This window comes from Longimicrobiales bacterium, from assembly GCA_035764935.1.
In the GTDB taxonomy this organism is placed as follows: domain Bacteria; phylum Gemmatimonadota; class Gemmatimonadetes; order Longimicrobiales; family RSA9; genus DASTYK01.
The window spans coordinates 1-21,583 of sequence record DASTYK010000071.1 but is presented as its reverse complement, the minus strand read 5'-3'; the positions used below and the strand labels follow the sequence as shown (position 1 = coordinate 21,583).

At 68.5% G+C, this 21,583-nt stretch carries 19 protein-coding genes and 2 tRNA genes; 20 read left to right on the top strand and 1 reads right to left on the bottom strand.

Going from position 1 to position 21,583, the window contains the following annotated elements:
- Nucleotides 1-92 precede the first annotated feature (92 nt).
- The 9 genes from VFU06_05575 to VFU06_05535 all read left to right on the top strand — a co-directional run bounded on the left by VFU06_05575 (nt 93) and on the right by VFU06_05535 (nt 10,404).
- Nucleotides 93-1,991 carry a hypothetical protein gene (locus VFU06_05575; GenBank protein ID HEU5208863.1) on the top strand — a complete coding sequence of 633 codons (1,899 nt, stop codon included), beginning with the start codon at nt 93-95 and terminating at the stop codon, nt 1,989-1,991.
- Nucleotides 1,988-3,388, top strand: a complete 1,401-nt coding sequence (locus VFU06_05570; protein HEU5208862.1) for a glycogen/starch synthase — start codon at nt 1,988-1,990, stop codon at nt 3,386-3,388. Before VFU06_05575 ends, VFU06_05570 begins: the two co-directional genes overlap by 4 nt.
- Before the next feature lie 172 nt (nt 3,389-3,560).
- A tRNA-Gly gene (locus tag VFU06_05565) sits at nt 3,561-3,633 on the top strand.
- Between the two features lie 8 nt (nt 3,634-3,641).
- Nucleotides 3,642-3,714, top strand: a tRNA-Cys gene (locus VFU06_05560).
- Nucleotides 3,715-4,025: 311 nt separating this feature from the next.
- On the top strand, nt 4,026-4,781 hold the full coding sequence (locus VFU06_05555) for a glucose 1-dehydrogenase (GenBank protein HEU5208861.1): 756 nt from the start codon (nt 4,026-4,028) through the stop codon (nt 4,779-4,781).
- 51 nt (nt 4,782-4,832) lie between these two features.
- Entirely contained in the window at nt 4,833-6,158 is a 1,326-nt protein-coding gene (gene egtB, locus VFU06_05550) for an ergothioneine biosynthesis protein EgtB (GenBank protein HEU5208860.1), read from the top strand.
- Nucleotides 6,101-7,099, top strand: a complete 999-nt coding sequence (gene egtD, locus VFU06_05545; GenBank protein ID HEU5208859.1) for an L-histidine N(alpha)-methyltransferase — start codon at nt 6,101-6,103, stop codon at nt 7,097-7,099. Before egtB ends, egtD begins: the two co-directional genes overlap by 58 nt.
- 59 nt (nt 7,100-7,158) lie before the next feature.
- Nucleotides 7,159-7,614 carry a pyridoxamine 5'-phosphate oxidase family protein gene (locus VFU06_05540; GenBank protein HEU5208858.1) on the top strand — a complete coding sequence of 152 codons (456 nt, stop codon included), beginning with the start codon at nt 7,159-7,161 and terminating at the stop codon, nt 7,612-7,614.
- Between the two features lie 12 nt (nt 7,615-7,626).
- On the top strand, nt 7,627-10,404 hold the full coding sequence (locus tag VFU06_05535; GenBank protein ID HEU5208857.1) for an HAD-IC family P-type ATPase: 2,778 nt from the start codon (nt 7,627-7,629) through the stop codon (nt 10,402-10,404).
- A 20-nt stretch (nt 10,405-10,424) separates the two neighbouring features.
- On the opposite strand, the gene VFU06_05530 is transcribed toward VFU06_05535, so the two are convergent.
- A complete protein-coding gene (locus VFU06_05530) occupies nt 10,425-11,003 on the bottom strand; it encodes a signal peptidase II (protein HEU5208856.1) in 579 nt (192 codons plus the stop codon).
- Between the two features lie 193 nt (nt 11,004-11,196).
- On the opposite strand from VFU06_05530, the gene VFU06_05525 reads away from it, so the two are divergent.
- From VFU06_05525 to VFU06_05475, 11 genes are all read left to right on the top strand, one after another.
- Nucleotides 11,197-11,550: a hypothetical protein gene (locus VFU06_05525; GenBank protein ID HEU5208855.1), complete on the top strand. Its 354-nt coding sequence runs from the start codon at nt 11,197-11,199 to the stop codon at nt 11,548-11,550.
- 37 nt (nt 11,551-11,587) lie between these two features.
- Nucleotides 11,588-12,046, top strand: coding sequence for an arginine repressor (gene argR / locus VFU06_05520; protein HEU5208854.1), 459 nt, complete (start codon nt 11,588-11,590; stop codon nt 12,044-12,046).
- Nucleotides 12,047-12,111: 65 nt separating this feature from the next.
- The gene (gene argC / locus VFU06_05515; GenBank protein HEU5208853.1) at nt 12,112-13,083 is read left to right on the top strand and encodes an N-acetyl-gamma-glutamyl-phosphate reductase; all 972 of its coding nucleotides are present in this window, start codon (nt 12,112-12,114) and stop codon (nt 13,081-13,083) included.
- Complete coding sequence (gene argB / locus VFU06_05510) at nt 13,080-13,844, top strand: acetylglutamate kinase (protein ID HEU5208852.1); 765 nt, start codon at nt 13,080-13,082, stop codon at nt 13,842-13,844. Before argC ends, argB begins: the two co-directional genes overlap by 4 nt.
- Nucleotides 13,841-15,049 carry an acetylornithine/succinylornithine family transaminase gene (locus VFU06_05505; protein ID HEU5208851.1) on the top strand — a complete coding sequence of 403 codons (1,209 nt, stop codon included), beginning with the start codon at nt 13,841-13,843 and terminating at the stop codon, nt 15,047-15,049. The genes argB and VFU06_05505 overlap by 4 nt, the downstream gene beginning before the upstream one ends.
- Entirely contained in the window at nt 15,046-15,630 is a 585-nt protein-coding gene (locus tag VFU06_05500) for a GNAT family N-acetyltransferase (GenBank protein ID HEU5208850.1), read from the top strand. Before VFU06_05505 ends, VFU06_05500 begins: the two co-directional genes overlap by 4 nt.
- Nucleotides 15,630-16,985 carry an argininosuccinate synthase gene (locus tag VFU06_05495; GenBank protein ID HEU5208849.1) on the top strand — a complete coding sequence of 452 codons (1,356 nt, stop codon included), beginning with the start codon at nt 15,630-15,632 and terminating at the stop codon, nt 16,983-16,985. The genes VFU06_05500 and VFU06_05495 overlap by 1 nt, the downstream gene beginning before the upstream one ends.
- Before the next feature lie 14 nt (nt 16,986-16,999).
- Nucleotides 17,000-18,415 carry an argininosuccinate lyase gene (gene argH, locus VFU06_05490; GenBank protein HEU5208848.1) on the top strand — a complete coding sequence of 472 codons (1,416 nt, stop codon included), beginning with the start codon at nt 17,000-17,002 and terminating at the stop codon, nt 18,413-18,415.
- Nucleotides 18,416-18,749: 334 nt separating this feature from the next.
- Complete coding sequence (locus VFU06_05485) at nt 18,750-19,319, top strand: hypothetical protein (GenBank protein HEU5208847.1); 570 nt, start codon at nt 18,750-18,752, stop codon at nt 19,317-19,319.
- A 226-nt stretch (nt 19,320-19,545) separates the two neighbouring features.
- The gene (locus tag VFU06_05480; GenBank protein ID HEU5208846.1) at nt 19,546-20,415 is read left to right on the top strand and encodes a transketolase; all 870 of its coding nucleotides are present in this window, start codon (nt 19,546-19,548) and stop codon (nt 20,413-20,415) included.
- Entirely contained in the window at nt 20,412-21,413 is a 1,002-nt protein-coding gene (locus tag VFU06_05475; GenBank protein HEU5208845.1) for a transketolase C-terminal domain-containing protein, read from the top strand. The genes VFU06_05480 and VFU06_05475 overlap by 4 nt, the downstream gene beginning before the upstream one ends.
- Nucleotides 21,414-21,583 lie beyond the last annotated feature (170 nt).

The following is a 21,583-nucleotide window of genomic DNA, read 5'->3' as shown; positions in this document are numbered from 1 at the left end:
TGCAGGGCCCGGGAAATGCACCCATCCCTTGCGGCCGGCAGACCGTCCCGCATCTTCCGCGGGGCGGCGGGGACGATCCGCGGGTGACCACCATGGCCTGGGAAATCACGGGAAATCATTACGTGACCCTCTGCCTCGATGACGAGGCGGCGGTGCAGCGCGTGAACGTGCTGCATGCAGGTCTCGGCGGCCTCCTCGAGTGGAGCTGCAACACCGGCACCGAGGACGGCCCCGGCCTCCTGCGACCGGTCGTGATGCGCGCGGGCGAACCGCTCGCGACGGGACGCTTCACGCACGAGCGCGTCGACCGCTGGATTCCGCAGTACCGCGCGGACCCGTTTCCCGATCTCTCGCTGCGGGTGACGGCATTCGGGCCCGGAGGCTACGATCCGATCGTGCGCGGTGCCGTGCTCCTCTTCGAGCTCGAAAACCACGCCAACATCGAGCAGACTCTCCAGGTCGGGGTCGAGGGGGTGTGGGCCTGGTCGCAGCTTCACATCCGTACGCCGCGTCCGCTGCACGCGCCGAACCGCATCAGCGAGGGCGATTCGCGACACCCGGGCATTGCACTGGAAGCGGGCCCGATCGCGTCGGGTGCTGCGCTCGGCCTGTGCGTGGAAGGCAGCGACGTGCATTACGAGATCGCCGACGCCGGCGTCGGCCGCCGCGCCTCTGTCCCGGGCGAAGCCCACACCGTCCACAATGGGGTGCCGATCACCTTTCGTGCTCTCGGCACGCTGCGGCTGCGACCCGGCGGTCGCGCACGCCTCGCCGTGCACATCGGCGTTGCCCCGGAGCGTGACGGCGCCCTTGCGACAGCAGGGCGGATGGCACGCCTCGGGGCGCAGCAGCTGCTGCGCAACGCGCGCCTGGAGCTTGCACGCCTCGCGCGCCGCAGCGACCAGGTTGCACTGTCGGAGCTGCTGAACCGGAACCTGACGTTCAACTATTACTGCGGGGTGGCGCGTGGGGTGGACGACGACTTCATCTACCCGCTGGCGTCGCGCTCACCGCTGCACGGTGAGACCGCCGTCGTGAGCGAGCGCGAGGCGCTGCTCTGGACGCTGCCCGCGCTCTGCGAGACGGACCCGCAGCTTGCGCGTGAGCTGCTGCTCCGCATCTATGAGCTGTTTTCCGACCGGCCGGGGTTCCATGCACGCTACGTGAACGGAGCCGTGCTCGATCCGGGGCTCAGTGTGGCGAACCTGTGCGCGTACGGCATCGCCGTCGATCAGTACGTGGCGACGACCGAGGATGCAACAGTGCTGGACGAGCCCACCATCCAGGATGGGCTGCGCGACATCGATGAGCTGCTTTTTTCACGGCTTCACCCGGAGATCTTCCTCGCGCGGGGTGAGGTGCTGCCGGATGGAGCGCCTGCGGACCAGCCGTACGTGACCTGGGACAACGTGCTGCTCTGGGCGTTCGTCCGTGCACTCGACCGCATCTGGGCGCTCCCGGATCCGCCGCGACTGCAGAACGCAGCCGACGAGCTGGCGGGTACCATCTGGAGCCGCTGCACGGTGGAGGTCGAGGGCAGCAACGTGCTCGCCTGCTCGACCGACCTCGAGCGCGATGCGGCAATCTACGACGATCCGGTGGGCAGCCTCCGGCTGCTGCCATTCCTCGAATTCTGCGAGTTCGATGATCCGGTGTGGACCGACACGATGAGCCTGTTGCGTTCCCGTCGCTACCCGCTCTGGCACGGTGAGCGGGCGTTTCCGGGAGAGGCGTCCCGCCGCGATCCGGATCATGCGGTCCTCGCCGCACTGTGCGCCGACCTGCTTGCCGACCGCAGCCAGGACGCGCAGGCGCTCATACAGCGGTTGCGCCTGCCGGGCGGCATTGCATGCGACGCGTACGACGTCGATACGGGCGACGCCGCACGTGGCGTCCACGCCGCCGCCGCCGCCGGCTTCCTCGGCTGGGCGCTCACGCGCGCCATGCGCGTCCGCCGCCCGATGCGAAGCGCCGTGCGTCGCGCTTCATGAAGGTACTGCTCGCCGCCGCAGAGGCGATTCCGTACTACAAGACAGGCGGACTCGGCGACGTCGCACGCTCCCTCCCCGACGCGCTGCACGCCCTCGGCCACGAGGTCCGCATCATCGTGCCCGCGTACGCGCACCTGCGCGCGCGCACCGCTACGCTCCCGCTCGAGCGGACACTGCACGTGCCGTGGCCGGGCGGTGGTCGCGACGTGCGCTTTCACCTGCACGACCCGGCCGGCGTCGCGCCCGCCGTGCTCGCGCACGCGCCCGAATTCTTCGAGCAGTTCGGCCCCTACGAGATGCCGTTCTTCGATCCCCTCGGGCCGGGCCGTCGCTTCGCGTTCTTTTCCCGCGCGGTCGTCGCGTATGCAGCGGCCTGGGGCGCCGACGTCATGCACGCGAACGACTGGCAGACCGGCTTCGTACCGGTCTACGAGCTGATCGACGAGATCAACATCCCCACCGTGTTCGGCATCCACAATCTCGCGTACCAGGGCAACTTCGATCGCGCCCTGCTGCCATCCGTAGGGGTGCCCACGGAGCTGTACCGCACCGAGAACGGTGTCGAGTTCCACGAACAGGTGTCGTTCATGAAGGCCGGCATCTCGCTCGCCGATCGCGTGGTCACGGTGTCGCCCACGTACGCACGCGAGATCCAGACACCACCATTCGGTGCCGGGCTGGACGGACTGCTGCGGTTCCGCAGGCGGGCTCTCACCGGAATCCTGAACGGCATCAACACGCGCGTGTGGAACCCCGCAGGCGACGATGCACTCGCCGTGCGCTACGGCGTCAGCACGCTCTCACGCAAGGACGGGTGCAGGACCGCACTGCTCGAGGAGCTGCGCCTCGGCGACGGAGGGCCGGTGCTCGCCATGGTCACGCGACTCGCGCATCAGAAGGGCATCGACATCGTGGTGGATGGCCTCGATGCACTGCTGCAGCAGGGGGTGAACCTCGTCGTGCTCGGTGACGGCGATTCCATGACGGAGTCCGCGCTCGCCGCCGTCGAGCGCGCACACCCCGGTCGCATCGCCGCGATCTTCCGCTTCGACGACGCCCTGGCTCACCGCATCTACGCCGGGGCGGACTTCTTCCTGATGCCGTCGCGTTACGAGCCGTGCGGCCTCGGACAGATGATCGCACAGCGCTACGGCACGCCCCCGATTGCACGCGCGACGGGCGGGCTGATCGACACCGTCGAGGACGGCCGGACCGGCTTCCTGTTCGAGGAACCCGACGCGCCCTCGCTCGTGGCCGCGGTGGCGCGAGCACGAAAGGTCTGGCGTGCGCGCGGCTGGGACGCCCTGCGGCGTCGCTGCATGCGCCTCGACCGCTCCTGGGACGCTTCCGCGCGGTCCTACGAGGCGCTGTACAGAGTCGCGATCGGTGCGGTGTGAGGTTGACGGAAAAGCGCGGAATCGGTAGCTTTTTCAGCTCGGTGGCCACGTCACCGGACCCGTAGTTCAGGTTGCATCGCGCGGGAATAGCTCAGTTGCCTGCGGCGACTTCGCAGGGCACTGAGAGTACTGGTGGCTCCGGTCACCGGACCCGTAGTTCAGGTTGCATCGCGCGGGAATAGCTCAGTTGGTAGAGCGTCACGTTGCCAACGTGAAGGTCGCCGGTTCGAGCCCGGTTTCCCGCTCTTGCTTCGGCCCCGTAGCCAAGCTGGTAAGGCAAGGGACTGCAAATCCCTCATGCAGCGGTTCGAATCCGCTCGGGGCCTCTCGCACGAGGCAGAAATGAAACGGCCACCCACGGGTGGCCGTTTCTGTTCCATACCGCTGACGCAGCGCCAGTCGCGATCCGTCACCTGCCCCGGATCAGCGCCTGCTGCCGGATCGCCGCTCGCCTCGCCCATCGTCTTCCGGCCTCCAGGCCTCCCGCACAGTTCCAGAGCTGCCCCGCGACCCGGAACGCTCGAGCTCCGAGGGAAGGCTCTGCCTCCACGTTCCACTGGCCCCATTCTTTCACCCGGCAACGACCCGGATGGGGCGGAAGACCACTGACAATCGGCTCAGGCACGCGGAGGCGCTGATGGGGATGTTCGATGGCAAGGTCGCACTGGTGACAGGCGGCGGGTCAGGACTCGGCGAGGCGATCGGCAAGCGACTCGCGCGGGAGGGTGCGAGTGTCGTCCTTTCGGACATCAATCTCGAATCGGCCGAACGCGTTGCGCGGGAGATCTCGGAAGCCGGCGGCCTGGCCAGCGCGTTCCGGCAGGACACAGCGAGCCCTGAGGACGCCGACAAGGTCGTGCGCCACGCCATCGAAATGTACGGTGCGCTCCATTATGCCGTGAACAATGCGGGCATCGGCGGTGCGCCCGCACCTGCGGGCGAGACCGACATCAACGAGTGGAACCGCGTGATCGACATCAACCTGAACGGGGTGCTCTACGGCATGCGCTACCAGATCCCTGCGATGCTCGATGCCGGTGCCGGGGAATGCGCAATCGTGAACATGGCGTCGATCCATGGAGCGGTGGCTGCCATCGGCAACGGCGCGTATACCGCAGCCAAGCACGGTGTGGTCGGCCTCACCAGGAACGCGGCCGCCGAGTACGGTCCACAGGGGCTGCGGATCAACTGCGTCGGCCCGGGCTACATCGATACACCGCTGCTGGCGGATCTGCCGTCCGACACGAGGAAGCAACTCGTTGCGCGACACCCGCTGGGGCGCCTGGGAAGAGCAGAAGAAATCGCGCCGCTCGTCTGCTTCCTGCTGTCGAGTGATGCCTCGTTCATCACTGGCGGGTACTACCTCATCGACGGGGGCTACACGACAGTCTGAGCGACGCTTCCAGCGGACGTCACCAGCCTGGTAACTCACGAGGAGACTGCAATGGCAACGACGGAAGCCACCCTGTCCACGCCGGGCTCCGGGAGCCCGACAGCAGCGGCCGCCGATTCCACACTCGCCAGACGCTACATGGCGGTGCGCGCGTTCACGGAGCACCTGGTCGAGGGGCTCGCGCCGGAGGACATGGTCGTGCAGTCGATGCCCGATGTGAGCCCCACCAAGTGGCACCTGGCGCACACCAGCTGGTTCTTCGAACGCTTCGTGCTGATGGAGCACGCACGCGGCTACACACCGCTCCACGACACGTACCTGTACCTCTTCAACTCGTACTACCAGCAGGCGGGCGAGCGCCACTGCCGCGATCAGCGCGGCTACATCTCGCGACCGACCGTGGCGGAGGTCCTGGCCTACCGCAGGCACGTCGACGAGGCAATGGTGCGGTTGCTCCAGGGCCTCGATGAGGTCGCACAGACGTCGCTGGTCCAGCTCGTCACGCTCGGGCTGAACCACGAGCAGCAGCATCAGGAGCTGATGCTGACGGACATCAAGCACGTGTTCTCCGTCAATCCGCTGCGCCCCGTGTATCGCACGATCCCCGGACGACAGGAGCCCCATGCCACTCGTCCGCTGCAATGGGTGAGCTTCGATGCGGACGTGTACGAAACTGGTCACCAGGGGGACGACTTCGCGTACGACAACGAGGAGCCGCGCCATCGCGAGTTCGTCGAGGCCTTCGCGCTGGCCGACCGGCTGGTCACCAACGGCGAGTATCTCGACTTCATGCGGGATGGCGGGTACCAGCGGCCGGAACTGTGGCTTTCCCTCGGGTGGGCCACGGTGCAGCAGCACGGCTGGGCCGAGCCGTTCTACTGGGAGCGGCACGGTGATACCTGGATGACGTTCACACTCAGCGGCATGCGTGAGGTGAATGCGGATGAGCCGGTTTGCCACCTGAGCTACTTCGAGGCGGACGCCTTTGCGCGCGGGGCCGGCGCACGCCTGCCGACGGAAGCCGAGTGGGAGGTCGCCGCGGCAACGGTAGCGGTGGCGGGCAATTTCGTCGACGATGGGCACCACCACCCGGGTGTCGCTTCGCCAGCCGCCGGCCTGCGGCAGATGTACGGGGACGTGTGGGAATGGACGTCCAGCTCCTACGCGCCGTACCCCGGCTTCCGCACTGCTCCCGGTGCTGTCGGCGAGTACAACGGCAAGTTCATGTGCAACCAGTACGTGCTTCGTGGCGGAAGTTGTGCGACGTCGCGCAGCCACATCCGACCCACATACCGCAACTTCTTTCCGCCCGAAGCAACGTGGCAGTTCACGGGCGTGCGGCTCGCGCGCGACGTCGAATCCGGGGGCGCACGCTGAGCGACGAGCGGCAGGAGCTTCTCGACGAGATCCGCGCCGGCCTGGCCCGCGAGCAGAGGGAGCTGCCGAGCAGGCTCTTCTATGACGAGCGCGGCTCCCGGCTGTTCGAGGAGATCACGCGCCTGCCGGAGTACTACCTCACGCGCGCCGAGCAGGCGCTGATCACCGACCAGGTGCCCTCCTGGATCGAACGCCATCGTCCGCGGTCACTGGTCGAGCTGGGTGCCGGCAGTGCCCTGAAGACACGGCCGTTCCTCACGGCCATGCATGCGGATACAGGTGGCGTGACCTATGTACCGATCGATGTGAGCGCCGAATTCCTGGCAAACACCGCCGAGCGGCTGCGTGAGGAGCACCCGCGTCTCACCGTTCGACCGGTCGCGGCAACCTTCATCCGTGCGCTGGAACTGGTCGGCTCACTCCCGGGGCCGGTGCTGCTCACGTTTCTTGGCAGCACGATCGGCAACTTCGCACGCGACGCCGCAGTCGATCTGCTGCGCCGCGTCGGCAACGTCATGCAGCCCGACGACCGCTTCATCCTCGGCGTAGACCTGCGCAAGGACGCAGCGACACTGGAAGCCGCATACAACGACGCCAGGGGCGTCACTGCCGAGTTCAACCTCAACATCCTCCGGGTGATGAACGACGAATTCGGCGCGGACTTCGACCCGGGTGCGTTTCGACACAGCGCCGTGTACAACCGCGACGTCCATTGCATCGAGATGCATCTCGTCTCGACGGCCGCGCAGTCGGTCAGCGTGCCCGGCATCGGCACGATCGACCTGGGCAAGGGTGAAACGATCCGTACGGAGATCTCCTGCAAGTACGACCGGCAGGTGGTGCAGGAGATGTTCGCGGCAGCAGGACTCGATCTGCTGGAATGGCGCCAGGACAGCGACGGGATGTTCGCGCTCAGCCTGGCTGGCCGGCAGGCCGCATGATGCACGATCTTCACACACGCTGCAGAACCGCCTCGCACCGGTGACATGGGGAGGAGTGGATGGCACAGTCCGCATCTGCGCCGACGTTCCGTGAGCTGGACAGGGACGAGATCGACGCGATCCTCGAGCGCAACAGCATCGGGCGACTCGCCTACGCGGTCGGCAACAACGTGGACGTGCAGCCCGTCAACTACGTGTACTCGGACGGGTGGCTCTACGGGCGCACGTCGTACGGTCAGAAGTACGAGGTGCTGGCGGAGAACCAGTACCGCTGGTGGCCGGTCGCATTCGAAGTCAGCGAGATCGACGACCTCTTCAACTGGCGCAGCATCCTCATCCATGGCGGCTTCTACGTGATCGAAGAAGCGGAGCAGGAGCTGTGGGTCGAGGCGGTCCGCCTGCTGCGCACGCTCATCCCCGACACGTTCGCCGAAGACGATCCATTCGCGTTCCGCACGGTGCTCTTTCGCATCTCCGCCCAGGACGTCACCGGTCGCGAGAGCAGCCGGCGCTGAGGAGCACGGCCGTTGAGCGCTGCTGCGGGTGAGCGCGAGGCTCTGACACGGACCGACGACTGGCACGCGGCCGATCTCCAGGGACTGCTGGACCGGCTGTCGACTGGTGTCCAGGGTCTGCGTGAAGCGGAGGCACAGCAGCGGCTCCACGAATACGGCCCCAACTCGCTGCGCCTCGCCCGGCCCACGTCGGCGTGGCGGATCCTGCTCGAGCAGTTTCGCGGAGTGGTGGTGCTGCTGCTCGTCGCCGCCATGACTGTCGCCTGGCTGCTCGGCGATCCGATCGAAGCGATTGCCATCTTCGGTGTCCTGATCATCAACGCCGCGCTCGGGTTCGTGACGGAGCTGCGTGCGCGCAGCGCCATGGCAGCGCTGCTCGCACTGGAAGTGCCACACGCGACCGTGCTGCGTGATGGCCGTGCGCGTGAAATCGAGGCGACCACGCTCGTTCCCGGCGACGTCATCCTGATCGAGGCTGGACAGGCAGTGCCCGCCGACGCACGCCTGCTGCAGGCGACAGAGCTGCGCACCAGCGAAGCCGCGCTCACCGGCGAGTCACTGCCCGTCGACAAGCGGGCAGACGTGGTGCTCGGGACCGATACGCCGCTCGCCGAGCGCATCAACTCGATCTACATGTCGACCAACGTCGTCGCGGGCACCGCTCGGGCCGTCGTCACGGCGACCGGCAATGCAACGGAGGTCGGCCATATCGGTGGGCTGGTCGCCGGCATCCACGCTGAGCGCACACCCCTCGAGCGGCGGCTGGACGTGCTCGGCGGTCGTCTCGTGGGGATCACGCTCGTCGTTGCCGCTACCGTAATCGTCGCGGGCATGCTCCGCGATGAGCCCGTCGGCCAGCTCGTGGAAACAGCCATCGCGCTCGCAATCGCTGCCGTGCCCGAAGGCCTTGCCGCGGTCTCCACGATTGCGCTGGCGATCGGTACCGCGCGCATGGCCAGGAGGAACGCGCTCGTTCGCAGACTGCCCGCGGTGGAGTCACTGGGTTCCGTCACCGTCGTGTGCACGGACAAGACGGGCACGCTCACGGCCGGGGAGATGACCGTCACCGAGCTGTGGGTCGCCGGACGCACGTACGAGGTGACCGGCGCGGGGTACACCCCCGAGGGGGACATACTCCGGGATGGCACACCCGTGGATGCCGAACGCGATGCGGCACTCCGGTCGGCGCTGCGCGTCGGCGCGCTCGCCAACAACGCTGACCTGCTGCACACTGCAAAGGACGGCTGGACGATCCGCGGCGACCCCACCGAGGCCGCATTGCTCGTGCTGGCCGAAAAGGCCGGCCTGGATCGGAATGCGCTGCCACCGCGGAGCCGTGAGATGCCGTTCTCCAGCGAGCGGATGCTCATGGCGAGCTTCCACTCCGAAACCGATCACACACTGGTCGCCGTGAAGGGTGCGCCCGCTCGCGTCGTCGAAGCCTGCGTCGATGCGATCGGCGACCCCACTGAGAAGCTCGACGATGCCGCGCGCGAGGCGATCCTCGTCCGCAACCGCGACATGGCCGCACGCGGGCTGCGCGTCCTCGCGCTTGCGCAGGCGTCGGTCCCGCTGCACCGGCAGCCGGACGACGCCGGGTCGTACGATCACGGGGTGAGCGTTGCAGCAGGCCGCTCCGTCGATACCGCGCAGGAACTCCCGCCGCTGACATTCGCCGGTCTCGTCGGCATCAGTGATCCACCCGCCGCCGGCGTGCGTGAAACGATCGACGCGCTGCATGCGGCCGGCATCCGCACGATCATGATCACGGGCGACCAGAAACTGACGGCGCAGGCGATCGCGCGTGAGCTGGGCATCATGGGCGAGGATGACCTGGTCCTGGACGCGCGCGAGCTGCAGGCGCACGAAGTGGCGCGCTCACGTGAACAGCTGCGTCGCATCGCTGCGCTCAGCCGGATCAGTCCGGAGGACAAGCTGCACATCGTCGAGGCGCTGCAGCAGCGCGGCGAGATCGTCGCCATGCTGGGAGACGGGGTGAACGACGCCGCGGCTCTCAAGAAGGCGGACATCGGCGTCGCAATGGGTGGGCGCGGCACCGATGTCGCCAAGGAGGCAGCAGGCGTCGTGCTGCGTGACGACCGCTTTCAAACCATCGGCGCCGCCGTGGAAGAGGGGCGCGTCATCTTCGACAACATCCGCCGCTTCGTCTTCTACCTGTTCAGCTGCAACCTCGCCGAGGTGCTGGTCATCCTGGGCGCCAGCATCCTCGGCATGCCGCAACCGCTGCTGCCGCTGCAGATCCTCTGGCTCAACCTGGTCACCGACACGTTTCCCGCACTCTCCCTCGCCGCTGAGCCGGGCGACCGGAGCGTCATGCGACGTCCACCCCGTGATCCGAACGAGGCCATCCTTTCGCCCGGTTTCCTCAGACGCATCGCGCTGTTTGCGGCGCTCATCACCATCGCAACGCTTGGTGCGTTCCTGTACGCGCTCCAGCGCGACGATCCGGACCGGGCCGTCACGATCGCGTTCATGACGCTCGCACTGGCACAGGCGTTCCATCTCGGCAATGCGCGCAGTCGGACGCACGTTCTCGGCTGGGGACGCATGATCGCGAACCGCTGGGCTATCGCCGCCGTGCTGCTGACCGTAGCACTGCAGTTCCTCGCGCTCTACTTCGCACCACTCGCACGCCTGCTCGACGTGGTGCCGCTCACGCGGGAGGACTGGATGATCGTGGTGCCTGCCGCGCTCATGCCTGCCGTGATCGGGCAGCTGATCGGGTGGCTCAGCAGGGAGAGGGAAGGGGCGGAACGCGCGCCGACATGAGCGTCGGCACCGCGCGCCGCTCAGCGGAGACGCAGCTGGAGCCGGCGCTCGAACGCGTCGCTGGCCTCCTGCGTCCGTTGTGCCGCCCGGCGGATCAGCGGAAATGCCAGGATGATGCCGACCTTGATCCAGACATCGGCCAGGTTGAACACGACGGCCAGGTCCGGCTCCGCGAACAGGAACGGCCTGACGCCGATGAAGTCGATCACCGCGCCGTCGCGCAGGACCAGGTCCGCCACATTGCCCAGCCCGCCCGCGAGAAGAAGCGCGAAGGCACACGCCAGCCGGCGGCTTTCCGTCGCGAACCGGACCGCAAGCAGCGCCAGCACGACGATGCAGGTGAGCCGCAGCGACAGCACGCTCTCGACCGGGATGGACTGAAAGGATGAGAACGCGAGCGCATCGTTGTGCGCAACGCCCAGCAGCAGCGCGTCGCCCAGCTCGCGCGGGCGCTGCGCGAGCGTCGTCAGCGCCCACGATTTCGAGACCCAGTCCACCAGCCAGGCCAGGATCCCGATCAGCACCGCGAACCGCAGGTGCTGATGAGAAAGGATTCGGCGCAGCGCGACGAGTGGCGCTGCCTGGACGTCGTGATTCATGCCTTCGGCTCCCTTACCGTTCCGCTCTCCAGGCCTGCAACGCACGCAGCGGGCCCGTATGCGTGCTCCGGTCAGCGGCGCCCATCCCGGCCGCAGCCCGGGTGGACCCGCCACCATCACTGCATGGTCGCCAGCCGCAAGCAGATCCGCTCTCGCTTGACAGGCGGCTGTCCCGCAACGAGGCTGAGCGGACATGCTGCCACAACCCGGTTTTCTGCTGCTGCTCTGGTGCGGCATCGCTGCGACAGTCGTCGCAGGGCCAATCGCGCGACACACGCCTGCGGCTGCGCGGGGGCGCCCACGCGCGATTGCGGCCGTTGCCGATCTGCTGCTGTTCCCGCTGCTCTATGCGGTCGCCCTCGAGCTGATCGGGCAGGCCGATCTCACGACGGGCGTGGTCCTGGGCGCCACGCACGGCGGCATCGAGCTGGTCGCCGCTTCCTTGCGCCCCGATCGACCGAGCGCCGACGTGCGCGTCCGCACGTTCCTCGCACGCACCCTCTACGGCGTCGTCTTTGCCTTCGTCTACATCGTGCCGCCCCCATGACTTGACCATCCTGCGCGGCCGGCGGCATTCTCCCGCCATGGGTAAGCCTGAACGCCACGCCGCCATCCGCGAGCTGATCGCCTCGCACCGCGTCACCAGCCAGGAGCACCTCCGCGAGCTCCTCGCCCAGCGCAACGTCGAGGTCGCCCAGGCCACCCTCTCTCGCGACATCCGCGAGCTGCGCCTCATCAAGGTCCCCGACGCCGAGGGACGCTCCCACTACACGCTGCCCCCCGAGAGCTGGGACCAGTCTCCCGCCCTCACCCGCCTCCTGCCCGCGCTCTACGTCGGTGCGGAAGGAACCGGAAACCTGCTCGTGGTCCGCACCCTCTCCGGCGGCGCACAGGCCGTCGCCGAGGCGCTCGACTGGGAGGAATGGCCGGAAGTCCTCGGCACCCTCGCCGGCGACGACACCATCCTCCTCATCCTGCGCGACCCCGCGCAGCTCGCCCTGATCCAGCAGCGCATCGAAGAGCTGGCCGGCGCCGTCGACTAGCGGATTCTGCGGCAGGCCGGCTTCGGCGGTTGACACACGACCATTGGATGTATGATTATTCTCGAATGACGAATACTTCCTCTGTCCGCGCCGCGGTGATCGGCGCGACGGGCTATACGGGACAGGAGCTCGTCGCACTGCTGCGGCGGCATCCGGAGATGGCGCTGGTGTACGCGACGTCGGAGGGCGAAGCCGGCCGGCCGGTGGCGGGCACGGCCCTCAGCTACGTCCCCGCGGACGAAGTGCCGCTCTCCGAGGTGGACATTGTATTCACGTGCCTTCCGACCGGCGCGTCCGGCGCCTGGGCGCTGCGCGCGCGCGAGGCGGGTGCGCGCGCGATCGACCTTTCCGCGGACCTGCGCGAAGGGCAGGGCGGCGCGGTATACGGACTGCCGGAGCTGTGGCGCGACCGGGTGGCGGGTCAGCCGCTGGTCGCGAACCCCGGCTGCTATCCGACGGGAATCCTGCTCGCGCTCGCGCCGCTGATCCGGGAGGGTCTGCTGGACGCATCCCGCCCGGTGATGGTGAATGCCGCTTCGGGCGTAACGGGGGCGGGGCGCAGCGCGAAGCGGGAGCTGCTGTTCGGTGACGTGGCGGAGGATTTCCGGGCATACGGTGTCGGCAATACGCACCGGCACGTGCCGGAAATTGCGCAGGGCCTCGCCCGCGCCAACGGCGGTCATGGTGCCCCCTTCGTGTTCACCCCGCATCTGCTTCCCGTCCGCCGCGGGATCCTGGAAACCATGTACGTCCCGGTGGGCGCGGACGTGAAGCGCGCGCAGGTGATCGACGCGCTGCGTGCGGCCTACGAGGCGGAGCGTTTCGTCGAGGTGTGGAGCGATGGATTGCCCGCGCTGCGCGATGTGGTCGCCCGCAACGTCGTCGCGCTCGGTGTTGCGGACGTCGAGCGCATCGAGCCCCCGATGGTGCTCGTGCTGGCTGCGTTCGACAACCTGGTGAAGGGCGCAGCCGGCCAGGCGGTTCAGAACGCAAACATCATGTTCGGCTTCGACGAGGCGGAGGGACTGCCCGCGTGAACGTGCGTGTCGTGAAGATCGGTGGAGCCGCGCTGACGGATGCCGGCTGGGTCGGCTCGTTCGCCGAGGCCGTCGCGGCCGCCGATGAGAATCTCGTGATCGTGCATGGCGGTGGCCCGGAGATCAGCGCGTTGTCCGAGCGCCTCGGCGTTGCGGTCGAGTGGGTGGGCGGCCGCCGCGTGACGCCGGACGGGGCGCTGGATGCTGCGTCCATGGTGCTGAACGGTCGCGTCAACAAGCGGCTGGTGTCCGCGCTGATCACGGCCGGTGCGGACGCGATCGGGCTGTCCGGTGAGGACGGCGCCCTGGTCACGGCCAGCCTGGCCGCGGGTGGCGTGCTGGGTCGGGTCGGCCGTGTCGCGTCGGTCCGCGCGGAGCTTCTCTCGATGCTGCTCGGTGCAGGCATGATTCCGGTGGTCGCTCCGGTGTCACGCGGCCCCGGCGGTGGCGCGCTGAACGTGAACGCGGACGAAGTTGCAGGTGCCGTTGCTGTTGCGCTGGGTGCGCGCGAGCTGCTGTTCGTGACGGACGTGGAGGGGGTTCGCGGCGCGGACGGTGTGACGCTCCCGGCAGTCGAGCCCGCGCAGGGTGAGGCGCTGCTCGCGAGCGGTGTGGCAGGTGGTGGGATGGCGGTGAAGCTGCGCGCGGCGCTGGACGCTCTCGATCGGGGCGTTGCACAGGTGCGCATCGGCAGCGTCGCTGCCCTGGTAAACCCGGATCGGGGGACGCTCATCGGAGCGGCCGCCGTGGAGGCAGCGTGAGCACTGCGGCAACGACAATCCTCGAGCCTTCGCCCGCTGTCGCAGGCAGCGCGCTGCTCGGCACCTACCGTCCGGCGGCGCCCGTGTTCGTACGCGGCGAGGGCGTGCGCGTCTACGACGAGGCGGGTCGCGCCTGGCTGGACTTCGTCGCCGGCATCGGCGTCAATGCGCTCGGCTACGGCGACGCAACCGTTCGCGCCGCGGTCGAGCAGGCGCTGTCCAGTGGACTGATCCATCTGTCGAACCTGTACCGCACCGAGCCTGCGGCTGCACTCGCGCAGCTGCTCGTGGATGCGAGCTTTGCCGATCGCGTGTTCTTCTGCAACTCGGGTGCGGAGGCGAACGAGGCGGCGTTCAAGTTCGCACGCCGGTGGGCGCGCGCGCGTGGCGGCGAGGCGAAGCACGAGATCGTCGCGCTCCGCAACAGCTTCCATGGCCGGCTGTTCGGCGCGCTCGCCGCGACGGACCGGCCCGCGATGCAGGCGCCGTTCACGCCCCTGATGCCCGGTGTGCGCTTCGTCGATCCGAACGATGCGGCCTCGCTGGAGGCCGCACTCGACCCGGCGCGGACTGCAGCGATCATCGCGGAGCCCGTGCAGGGCGAAGGTGGTGTGCAGCCGCTCTCCGCAGACGTGCTGGCTCGCCTGCGTGCCGTGGCCGATGCGAATGATGCACTGCTGATCTTCGACGAGGTTCAGTGCGGCCTCGGTCGCACGGGTCGGCTGTTCGCGTACCAGGCGCACGGCATCGTTCCGGATGTACTGACGCTCGCCAAGCCGCTTGCCGGCGGACTGCCGATGGGCGCGGTGCTGCTCAGCGACGGCGTCGCAGAGTGCATCCAGCCCGGTGATCACGCGACGACCTTTGGCGGCGGCCCGCTCGTGGCGACCGTTGCCGCTGCGGTGGTCGCGCGCATTGCGGATCCGGCATTCCTCGGTCGCGTGCGTGCGCTGGGCGACTACCTGCACGAGCAGCTCCGTGAGCTGGCGGCGTCCTGCCCGAGCATTGTCGACGTCCGTGGCGCCGGTCTCATGTGGGGCATCGTACTGGACGTACCCGCCGCACCGGTCGCTGCGGCGGCGCTCGAGGCCGGCCTGCTGGTCGCGACTGCCGGTGAGCGAGTCGTGCGGCTGCTGCCTCCGCTGGTGATCCGGGAGTCGGACATCGACGAGGCGATCGCCATCCTGGGCGAGGTGCTGGCGTGAGCGCGGCACCGCAGCGGATCGCGCTGCCGGTCGCGCCGGCGTACGAGCCCGCAGTGCTCCTGCGCGTGGAGTCGAGCGACGTCCGGGCCGCTGACGCCGTCGTCGTGCGTCGTGCGGTGGCCGCCGACGTCGAGGCGATGCACGCGCTGCAGGCGGAGTTCGTCGCGAGTCGCATCCTGCTCGCGCGCAGCATCGAGCAGATCCGCGCGACCATCGACCATTACGTCGTGGCGGAAGCCGACGGTGCGATCGTCGCGACGGGCATGCTGAAGGTCTACTCGGCCGACCTGGCCGAGGTGTGCGCGCTCGCCGTTGCGCCCGCCTACCAGAAGCACGGCCTCGGGCGCCGCATCGTGCACGCACTGCTCGACGATGCGCAGGCGCAGGGCATCCACCGCGTCATCGCGTTGACGTTGCAGGACAAGTTCTTTCACCGGCTCGGTTTCACGACGACGGCGCTCAGCCGTCTGCCCGAGAAGGTCGCAGCAGACTGCAAGGTGTGCCCGAAGCGGCACGCGTGTGATGAGATCGCCGTGGTGCGCGAGGTGGCGCCCACGTTTTCGAACACCGGGAGGAGCTGATGTCGTTCACCGTGGTGCTTGCCTACTCGGGCGGACTGGACACGTCTATCATCGTGCCGTGGCTGCGCGAGAACTACGATGCGGAAGTGATCTGCATGGCCGCGGATGTCGGCCAGGGCGAGGAGCTGGCAGGGCTCGAGGAGCGTGCGCGCCAGCAGGGTGCGCAGGCGCTCATCGTCGAGGACCTGCGTGAGCAGTTCGTGCGCGAGGCGATCTTCCCGACGCTGCGCGCCGGCGCGATCTACGCGCGCAAGTACCTGCTCGGCACGGCCATGGCACGGCCGATCATCGGGCGTCGCCAGGCGGAGCTCGGTCTCAAGCTCGGCGCGGATGCGCTCGCGCACGGGTGCACCGGCAAGGGCAACGACCAGGTGCGCTTCGAGCTGTCGTTTGCGGCGTTCGCGCCGGACCTGAAGGTGATCGCACCCTGGCGGGAGTGGGACATCCATTCGCGGGAGGACGCGATCGCGTACGCGGAGCAGCGCGGGCTGCAGCTCACGGTCAGCAAGGAGAAGATCTTCTCGCGTGATCGCAACCTGTGGCACGTCTCGCACGAGGGCGGCCCGATCGAGGACCCGATGTGGGAGCCGACGCCGGACGTGTTCATGCTGACCAGCTCGCCCGAGGATGCACCCGACCGGCCGCAGTATGTCGAGATCGGCTTCGAGTCGGGCTACCCGGTGAGCGTGGACGGTGAGGCGCTCGATCCGGTAACGCTGATCGAGCGGCTGAACGAGATCGGCGGCGTGCACGGCGTCGGCCGCATCGACCTGATCGAGGACCGGCTCGTCGGCATGAAGTCGCGCGGCATCTACGAGACGCCGGGTGGCACGCTGCTCTACGCCGCGCACAGCGAGCTGGAGCAGCTCGTGCTGGACCGTCGCACGCTCGGCCTCAAGGACGACATCGCGCAGCGCTACGCGGACCTGACGTACGAGGGCCGCTGGTGGTCGACGGAGCGCCTCGCGCTCGACGCCCTGGTCGACGTCACGCAGCGCAAGGTCACGGGCGTCGTGCGCCTGAAGCTGTACAAGGGCAACGCCAGCGTCGCTGGCCGCAAGTCGCCGTTCGCGCTGTACGACGAGCAGCTCGCGAGCTTCGCCAGCGGCGACGAGTACGACCACGCGGACGCGAAGGGGTTCATCACCCTGTTCGCGCTGCCCACGCGTGCCGAGGCGAAGCAGTCGGGCGGCTTTGCCGCCAGCGACGACGCCGGCGCGCAGTACGGTGACGCAGCGTTGCAGCGCACCGCGGTGAACGGTGCGGGGCATCATTCCAGGGTCGAGGCACCGATGAACGGTGCAGCGTCCAACGGCAACGGCGCGGCCACGCTGATTCCGGCGTCGCGCGCATGACGCGGAGCGTCACAATGCAGCAGGTCGATACGACGCAGTCGGCACCCACCGATCCGGGTCACCGGCTCTGGGGGGGGCGGTTCGCTGCCGGCCCGGCACCCTCGCTCGAGGAGCTGAACCGGAGTCTGCCCGTCGATCGCCGGCTGTGGCGTGAGGACATCGAGGCGAGCCGCGCGTGGGTGCAGGCGCTCGCGCGCGCTGATGTGCTGACGGTCGCGGAGGCGCGCGCACTGGACACGGGTTTGCGCAAGGTCCGGGACCGGCTGGCCCACGAGCCTGCGCTGTTCGACAGCGACGACGAGGACATCCACACGCTGGTCGAGCGGCTTCTCTACGAAGTCGCCGGTCCGGTCGCGGGCAAGCTGCACACCGGCCGCTCGCGCAATGACCAGGTCGCAACCGATGCACGCCTCTGGACGGTCCGCGCGCTGACCCGCATCGACGCGGAGCTGCGTGCGCTGCAGGCGGCACTGGTGGACCAGGCCACGGACACGATCGATCTGCTCATGCCGTCGTATACGCACCTGCGCCGGGCTCAGCCGGTTCGCGTGGCGCACTGGCTGCTCGCGCATTTCTGGGCACTGGATCGCGACCGGCAGCGACTGCAGGGCGCCCTCGAGCGCGTTGCGGTGCTGCCGCTCGGCTCCGGCGCCATTGCCGGGTCCGGCTTCGATGTCGACCGCACGCTGCTCAAGGAGCTGCTCGGGTTCCGGACGATCAGCGAGAATTCGCTGGACGCGGTGGGCGACCGGGACTGGATCATCGAGACGATCTTCGTCGCATCGACGGTCGGTGCGCACCTGTCGCGCCTCGCGGAGGACCTGATCGTCTTCTCGACGCAGGAGTTCGGCTTCGTCGAGCTGCCGGAGGCGTACACGACCGGTTCCAGCCTCATGCCGCAGAAGCGCAACCCGGATGGACTGGAGCTGGCGCGCGGGATCGCCGGCCGCCTCATCGGCGAGCTGACGGCCGCACTGGCCATGGTGAAGTCCGTGCCCAGCGGCTACAACAAGGACCTGCAGGAGGACAAGCGACTGCTGTTCTCCGCACTCGACGCGCTCTTCGCACTGCTGCCCGCCACGCGCGAAACCGTCGCGCTGCTCCGCTTCAACGAGCAGCCGCTCGCCGACGCAGTGAGCGACGAATCGCTCATCGCGACGGACATCGCCGACGAGCTGGTGCGCCGCGGTGTGCCGTTCCGGGAAGCGCACGGTGCAGTCGGTCGACTGTTGCGCGCGGCCGATGCCGCCGGTTGCAGCGTGTCCGAGCTGCCGGAGGCCGCGTGGGGCGCCGCGCATCCCGTGCTCCTCGAGGGCGGCCGGCCGGAGCTTACCGCGCTCGCCTCGGTGGAGGCGCGCTCTGTGCCCGGCGCGACCTCCCGGCAGGCGGTGCTCGCGCAGCTCACACAGGCACGGAGCCGCCTCGGCTGAGGCGGTGCATACCGCGTCTCCAGGTCGGGGCGAACGCGGCGCTCCGGTCTGGTCGAAAACGGTGTCGGACGTGGTTCCGGCGCCGTTTTCGCTTTTGCGGTCAGCACCGACACTCCGGCAGGCGGGACTGTGTCGTCGTGGAAACATGGGCGATCGCGGCTGCGTCGTGCCGACCCGGTGAGATCCTCCCTCGGAACGGAAGTTGCAAATCCGGGCGTTCCGGACACGGATTTCCCGATATGCCCGGCCGACGCGGAGCGCGCACGTGAAGAACCCGTTTTCGTCTAACGATCTGTCAGATTCCGTAAAACGCCGCGTGGAGCTTGCGGTAGCAGTGGCGCAGGAACGACTGCTGGCGACGCACGTCCGGCACGCCCTCGAGCTGATCCAGATCGTGGGCGACCAGGTACCGTTCGAGAACGCGCTCGCCATCTACACCCGCATGCTGCGGCTGTCGGAGGACGAGTCGCGCGTGATCACGACGCGCGCGCTGGCAACGCTGGGCGAGCAGGGGGTGCGCGGCGAGATCTGGCCGGAGCTGTCGGTCGAGCAGGCGCCGGAGCAGCGGGAGCCGCGCAAGTCGTTCATGAACCTGATGCGCTCGCGGCTGCGCGGGCGTGTGAACGACGACCTGCGGCGCCAGGTCGAGCTCGCAGCGGCGCGGACGGAAGTCGCCATCCTCAACACGCACGTCGAGAACTCGCTCCAGTTCGTCGAGCTGCTGGAGAACGAGATGCCGTATATCGAGGCGGTGGAGATGTACCTGGACTCGCTCCAGGTGCGTGACAGCATCGCCGAGGTCACCGCGTACATGGCCCTGGCGCGGCTCGCGAACGAGCACCTTCCCACGCCGACCGTGCCGGTCGAGGCGCCCGAGATCGAGATCGTTCCGCAGCAGCGCTAGCACCCGGCTCCGTGCCGGGAACCGGTCCGGTCGTGCGCCCGTCTCGGAGGGGGTGCACGGCCGGTTTCCTTGTGGGGACAGTCGTCTCCAATCAGGCGAAAACATGGCCGCGCAGCGCTGCCTGCAGCCGATTCCGGCAGTTTTGCGGGCGACTTCGCGCCCGGCTACATTCCGGTGCTGCCGTCGCGGGCGCGGCGGCGATTCGTGCACCTGCCAGGGAGCGAGCGTGAAGCAGGACCAACGACAGGCGCGTGGCGCGGGCGCGCGCGACATCGCGGCACTCGAGCGGCGCGCCGTCGCGGTGCGGCGCGACATCCTGGAGATGCTGACCGAGGCGCAGAGTGGTCACCCCGGCGGCTCACTGTCCGCCGTGGAACTGGTCGTCGCGCTGTACTTCGGCGGCTTTCTCCGCTACGACGCTGATCGGCCGGAGTGGGAGGATCGCGACCGGTTCATCCTTTCCAAGGGCCACGGTGTCCCGGTGCAGTACGCTGCACTCGCGCAGGCCGGCTTCCTCCCGCAGTCCGAGCTGCGCACCCTGCGCAGGATCGACAGCCGCCTCCAGGGCCATCCGGTGCTGGGCACCGCGCCGGGCATCGAGGCATCGACGGGATCGCTAGGGCAGGGTCTCTCGATCGGCCTCGGCATGGCGCTGGCCGCGCGCATGGACAGCCGTGACGTCAACGTCTGGGTGCTGCTCGGCGACGGTGAGTGCCAGGAGGGCCAGGTCTGGGAGGCGGCGATGGCAGCAGGCCACAGCCGACCGGACAACCTCGTCGCGATCGTCGACTACAACAAGTTCCAGCTCGACGGCGCGGTCGAGGACATCATCGGCATCGAGCCCTTTGCTGACAAATGGACGGCGTTCGGCTGGGCGGTCCGGGAATGTGATGGTCACGACCTGGAGGACGTCGTCAGGGCGTTCGACTGGGCGCAGTCGCAGGACGGCCCTGCGTGCGTGATCGCGCACACCGTGAAGGGGCAGGGCGTCACGTTCATGGAGCATCAGAACAAGTATCACGGCGTCGCGCCGACGCAGGACGAGCTGGCGCGTGCACTCGCGGCGCTTCCGCTGCACGAGGAGGGCGGCGAATGAACGGCATCTTTCCGGGCCTGACGTTCGGCAAGGCCACACGCGACGCCTACGGCGAAGCACTGCGCGACCTCGGTGGCACACACCCCGACATCGTGGTGCTGGACGCGGACCTCGCGAAGAGCACCAAGAGCTTCACCTTCGGTGAGACGTATCCGGAGCGCTTCTGGAACGTGGGCATCCAGGAAGCGAACATGGTCGGCATGGCCGGCGGCTTCGCATCCAGCGGCAAGGTCCCGTTCATCTCGAGCTTTGCCGCGTTCGTGATCCTGAAGGGCTACGACCAGCTGCGCATGGCGGTCAGCTACCCGAAGCTGAACGTGAAGGTGTGCGGCAGCCACGGCGGCATCTCGATCGGCGAGGATGGTGCGTCACAGCAGTCGGTGGAGGACATCGCGCTCGCGTGTGCGCTGCCGGACTTCGTGGTCTGCGTTCCATGCGACGAGCACCAGATGCGTGCGGTCGTGCAGGCCGCCTACGAGCACGACGGCCCCGTCTACATCCGGTCCGGCCGCCCCAAGGCGCCCCTCATCTATGACGCGACGCCAACCGACTTCCGCTTCGGCAAGGCGACGCGTCTGCGCGAGGGCGGCGACGTCACCATCATCGCGTACGGACTGATGGTCGCCGCCGCGCTCGTCGCTCACGAGGAACTGAAGCGCGAGGGCATCGAGGCACGTGTCGTCGACATGGCCACGGTCAAGCCCCTGGACGTCGACGAGGTACGCGCGGCCGCGGCGGACACGGGTGCAATCGTGACGGCCGAGGAGCACCTGCTCCACGGCGGGCTCGGTGCGCGCGTTGCGCAGGCGGTCGTCGGTACGCATCCGGTGCCGATGGAGTTCGTCGGCCTCGACGACACGTACGCCGAGAGCGGCGACCCCGAAGCGCTAATGCGCAAGTACGGGCTGACGGCCAGGGAAGTTGTTGACGCCGTTCGGCGCGTGGTGCAGCGCAAGTCGGGTCGCGCGGCGGGCCTCGGCGCGGGCGCGCCTCGTTGAGCGACCGCGACGCACAGAAACGCGCCGCCGCCGAGCGCGCGGTCGAATACGTCCGGTCCGGGATGCGTCTCGGACTCGGCACCGGCTCGACCGCGTGGCATGTCGTTGACATCGTCGGTGGCAGGCTGCGTGACGGCTCGCTGCGCGACATCGTCGCGGTCCCGACGTCG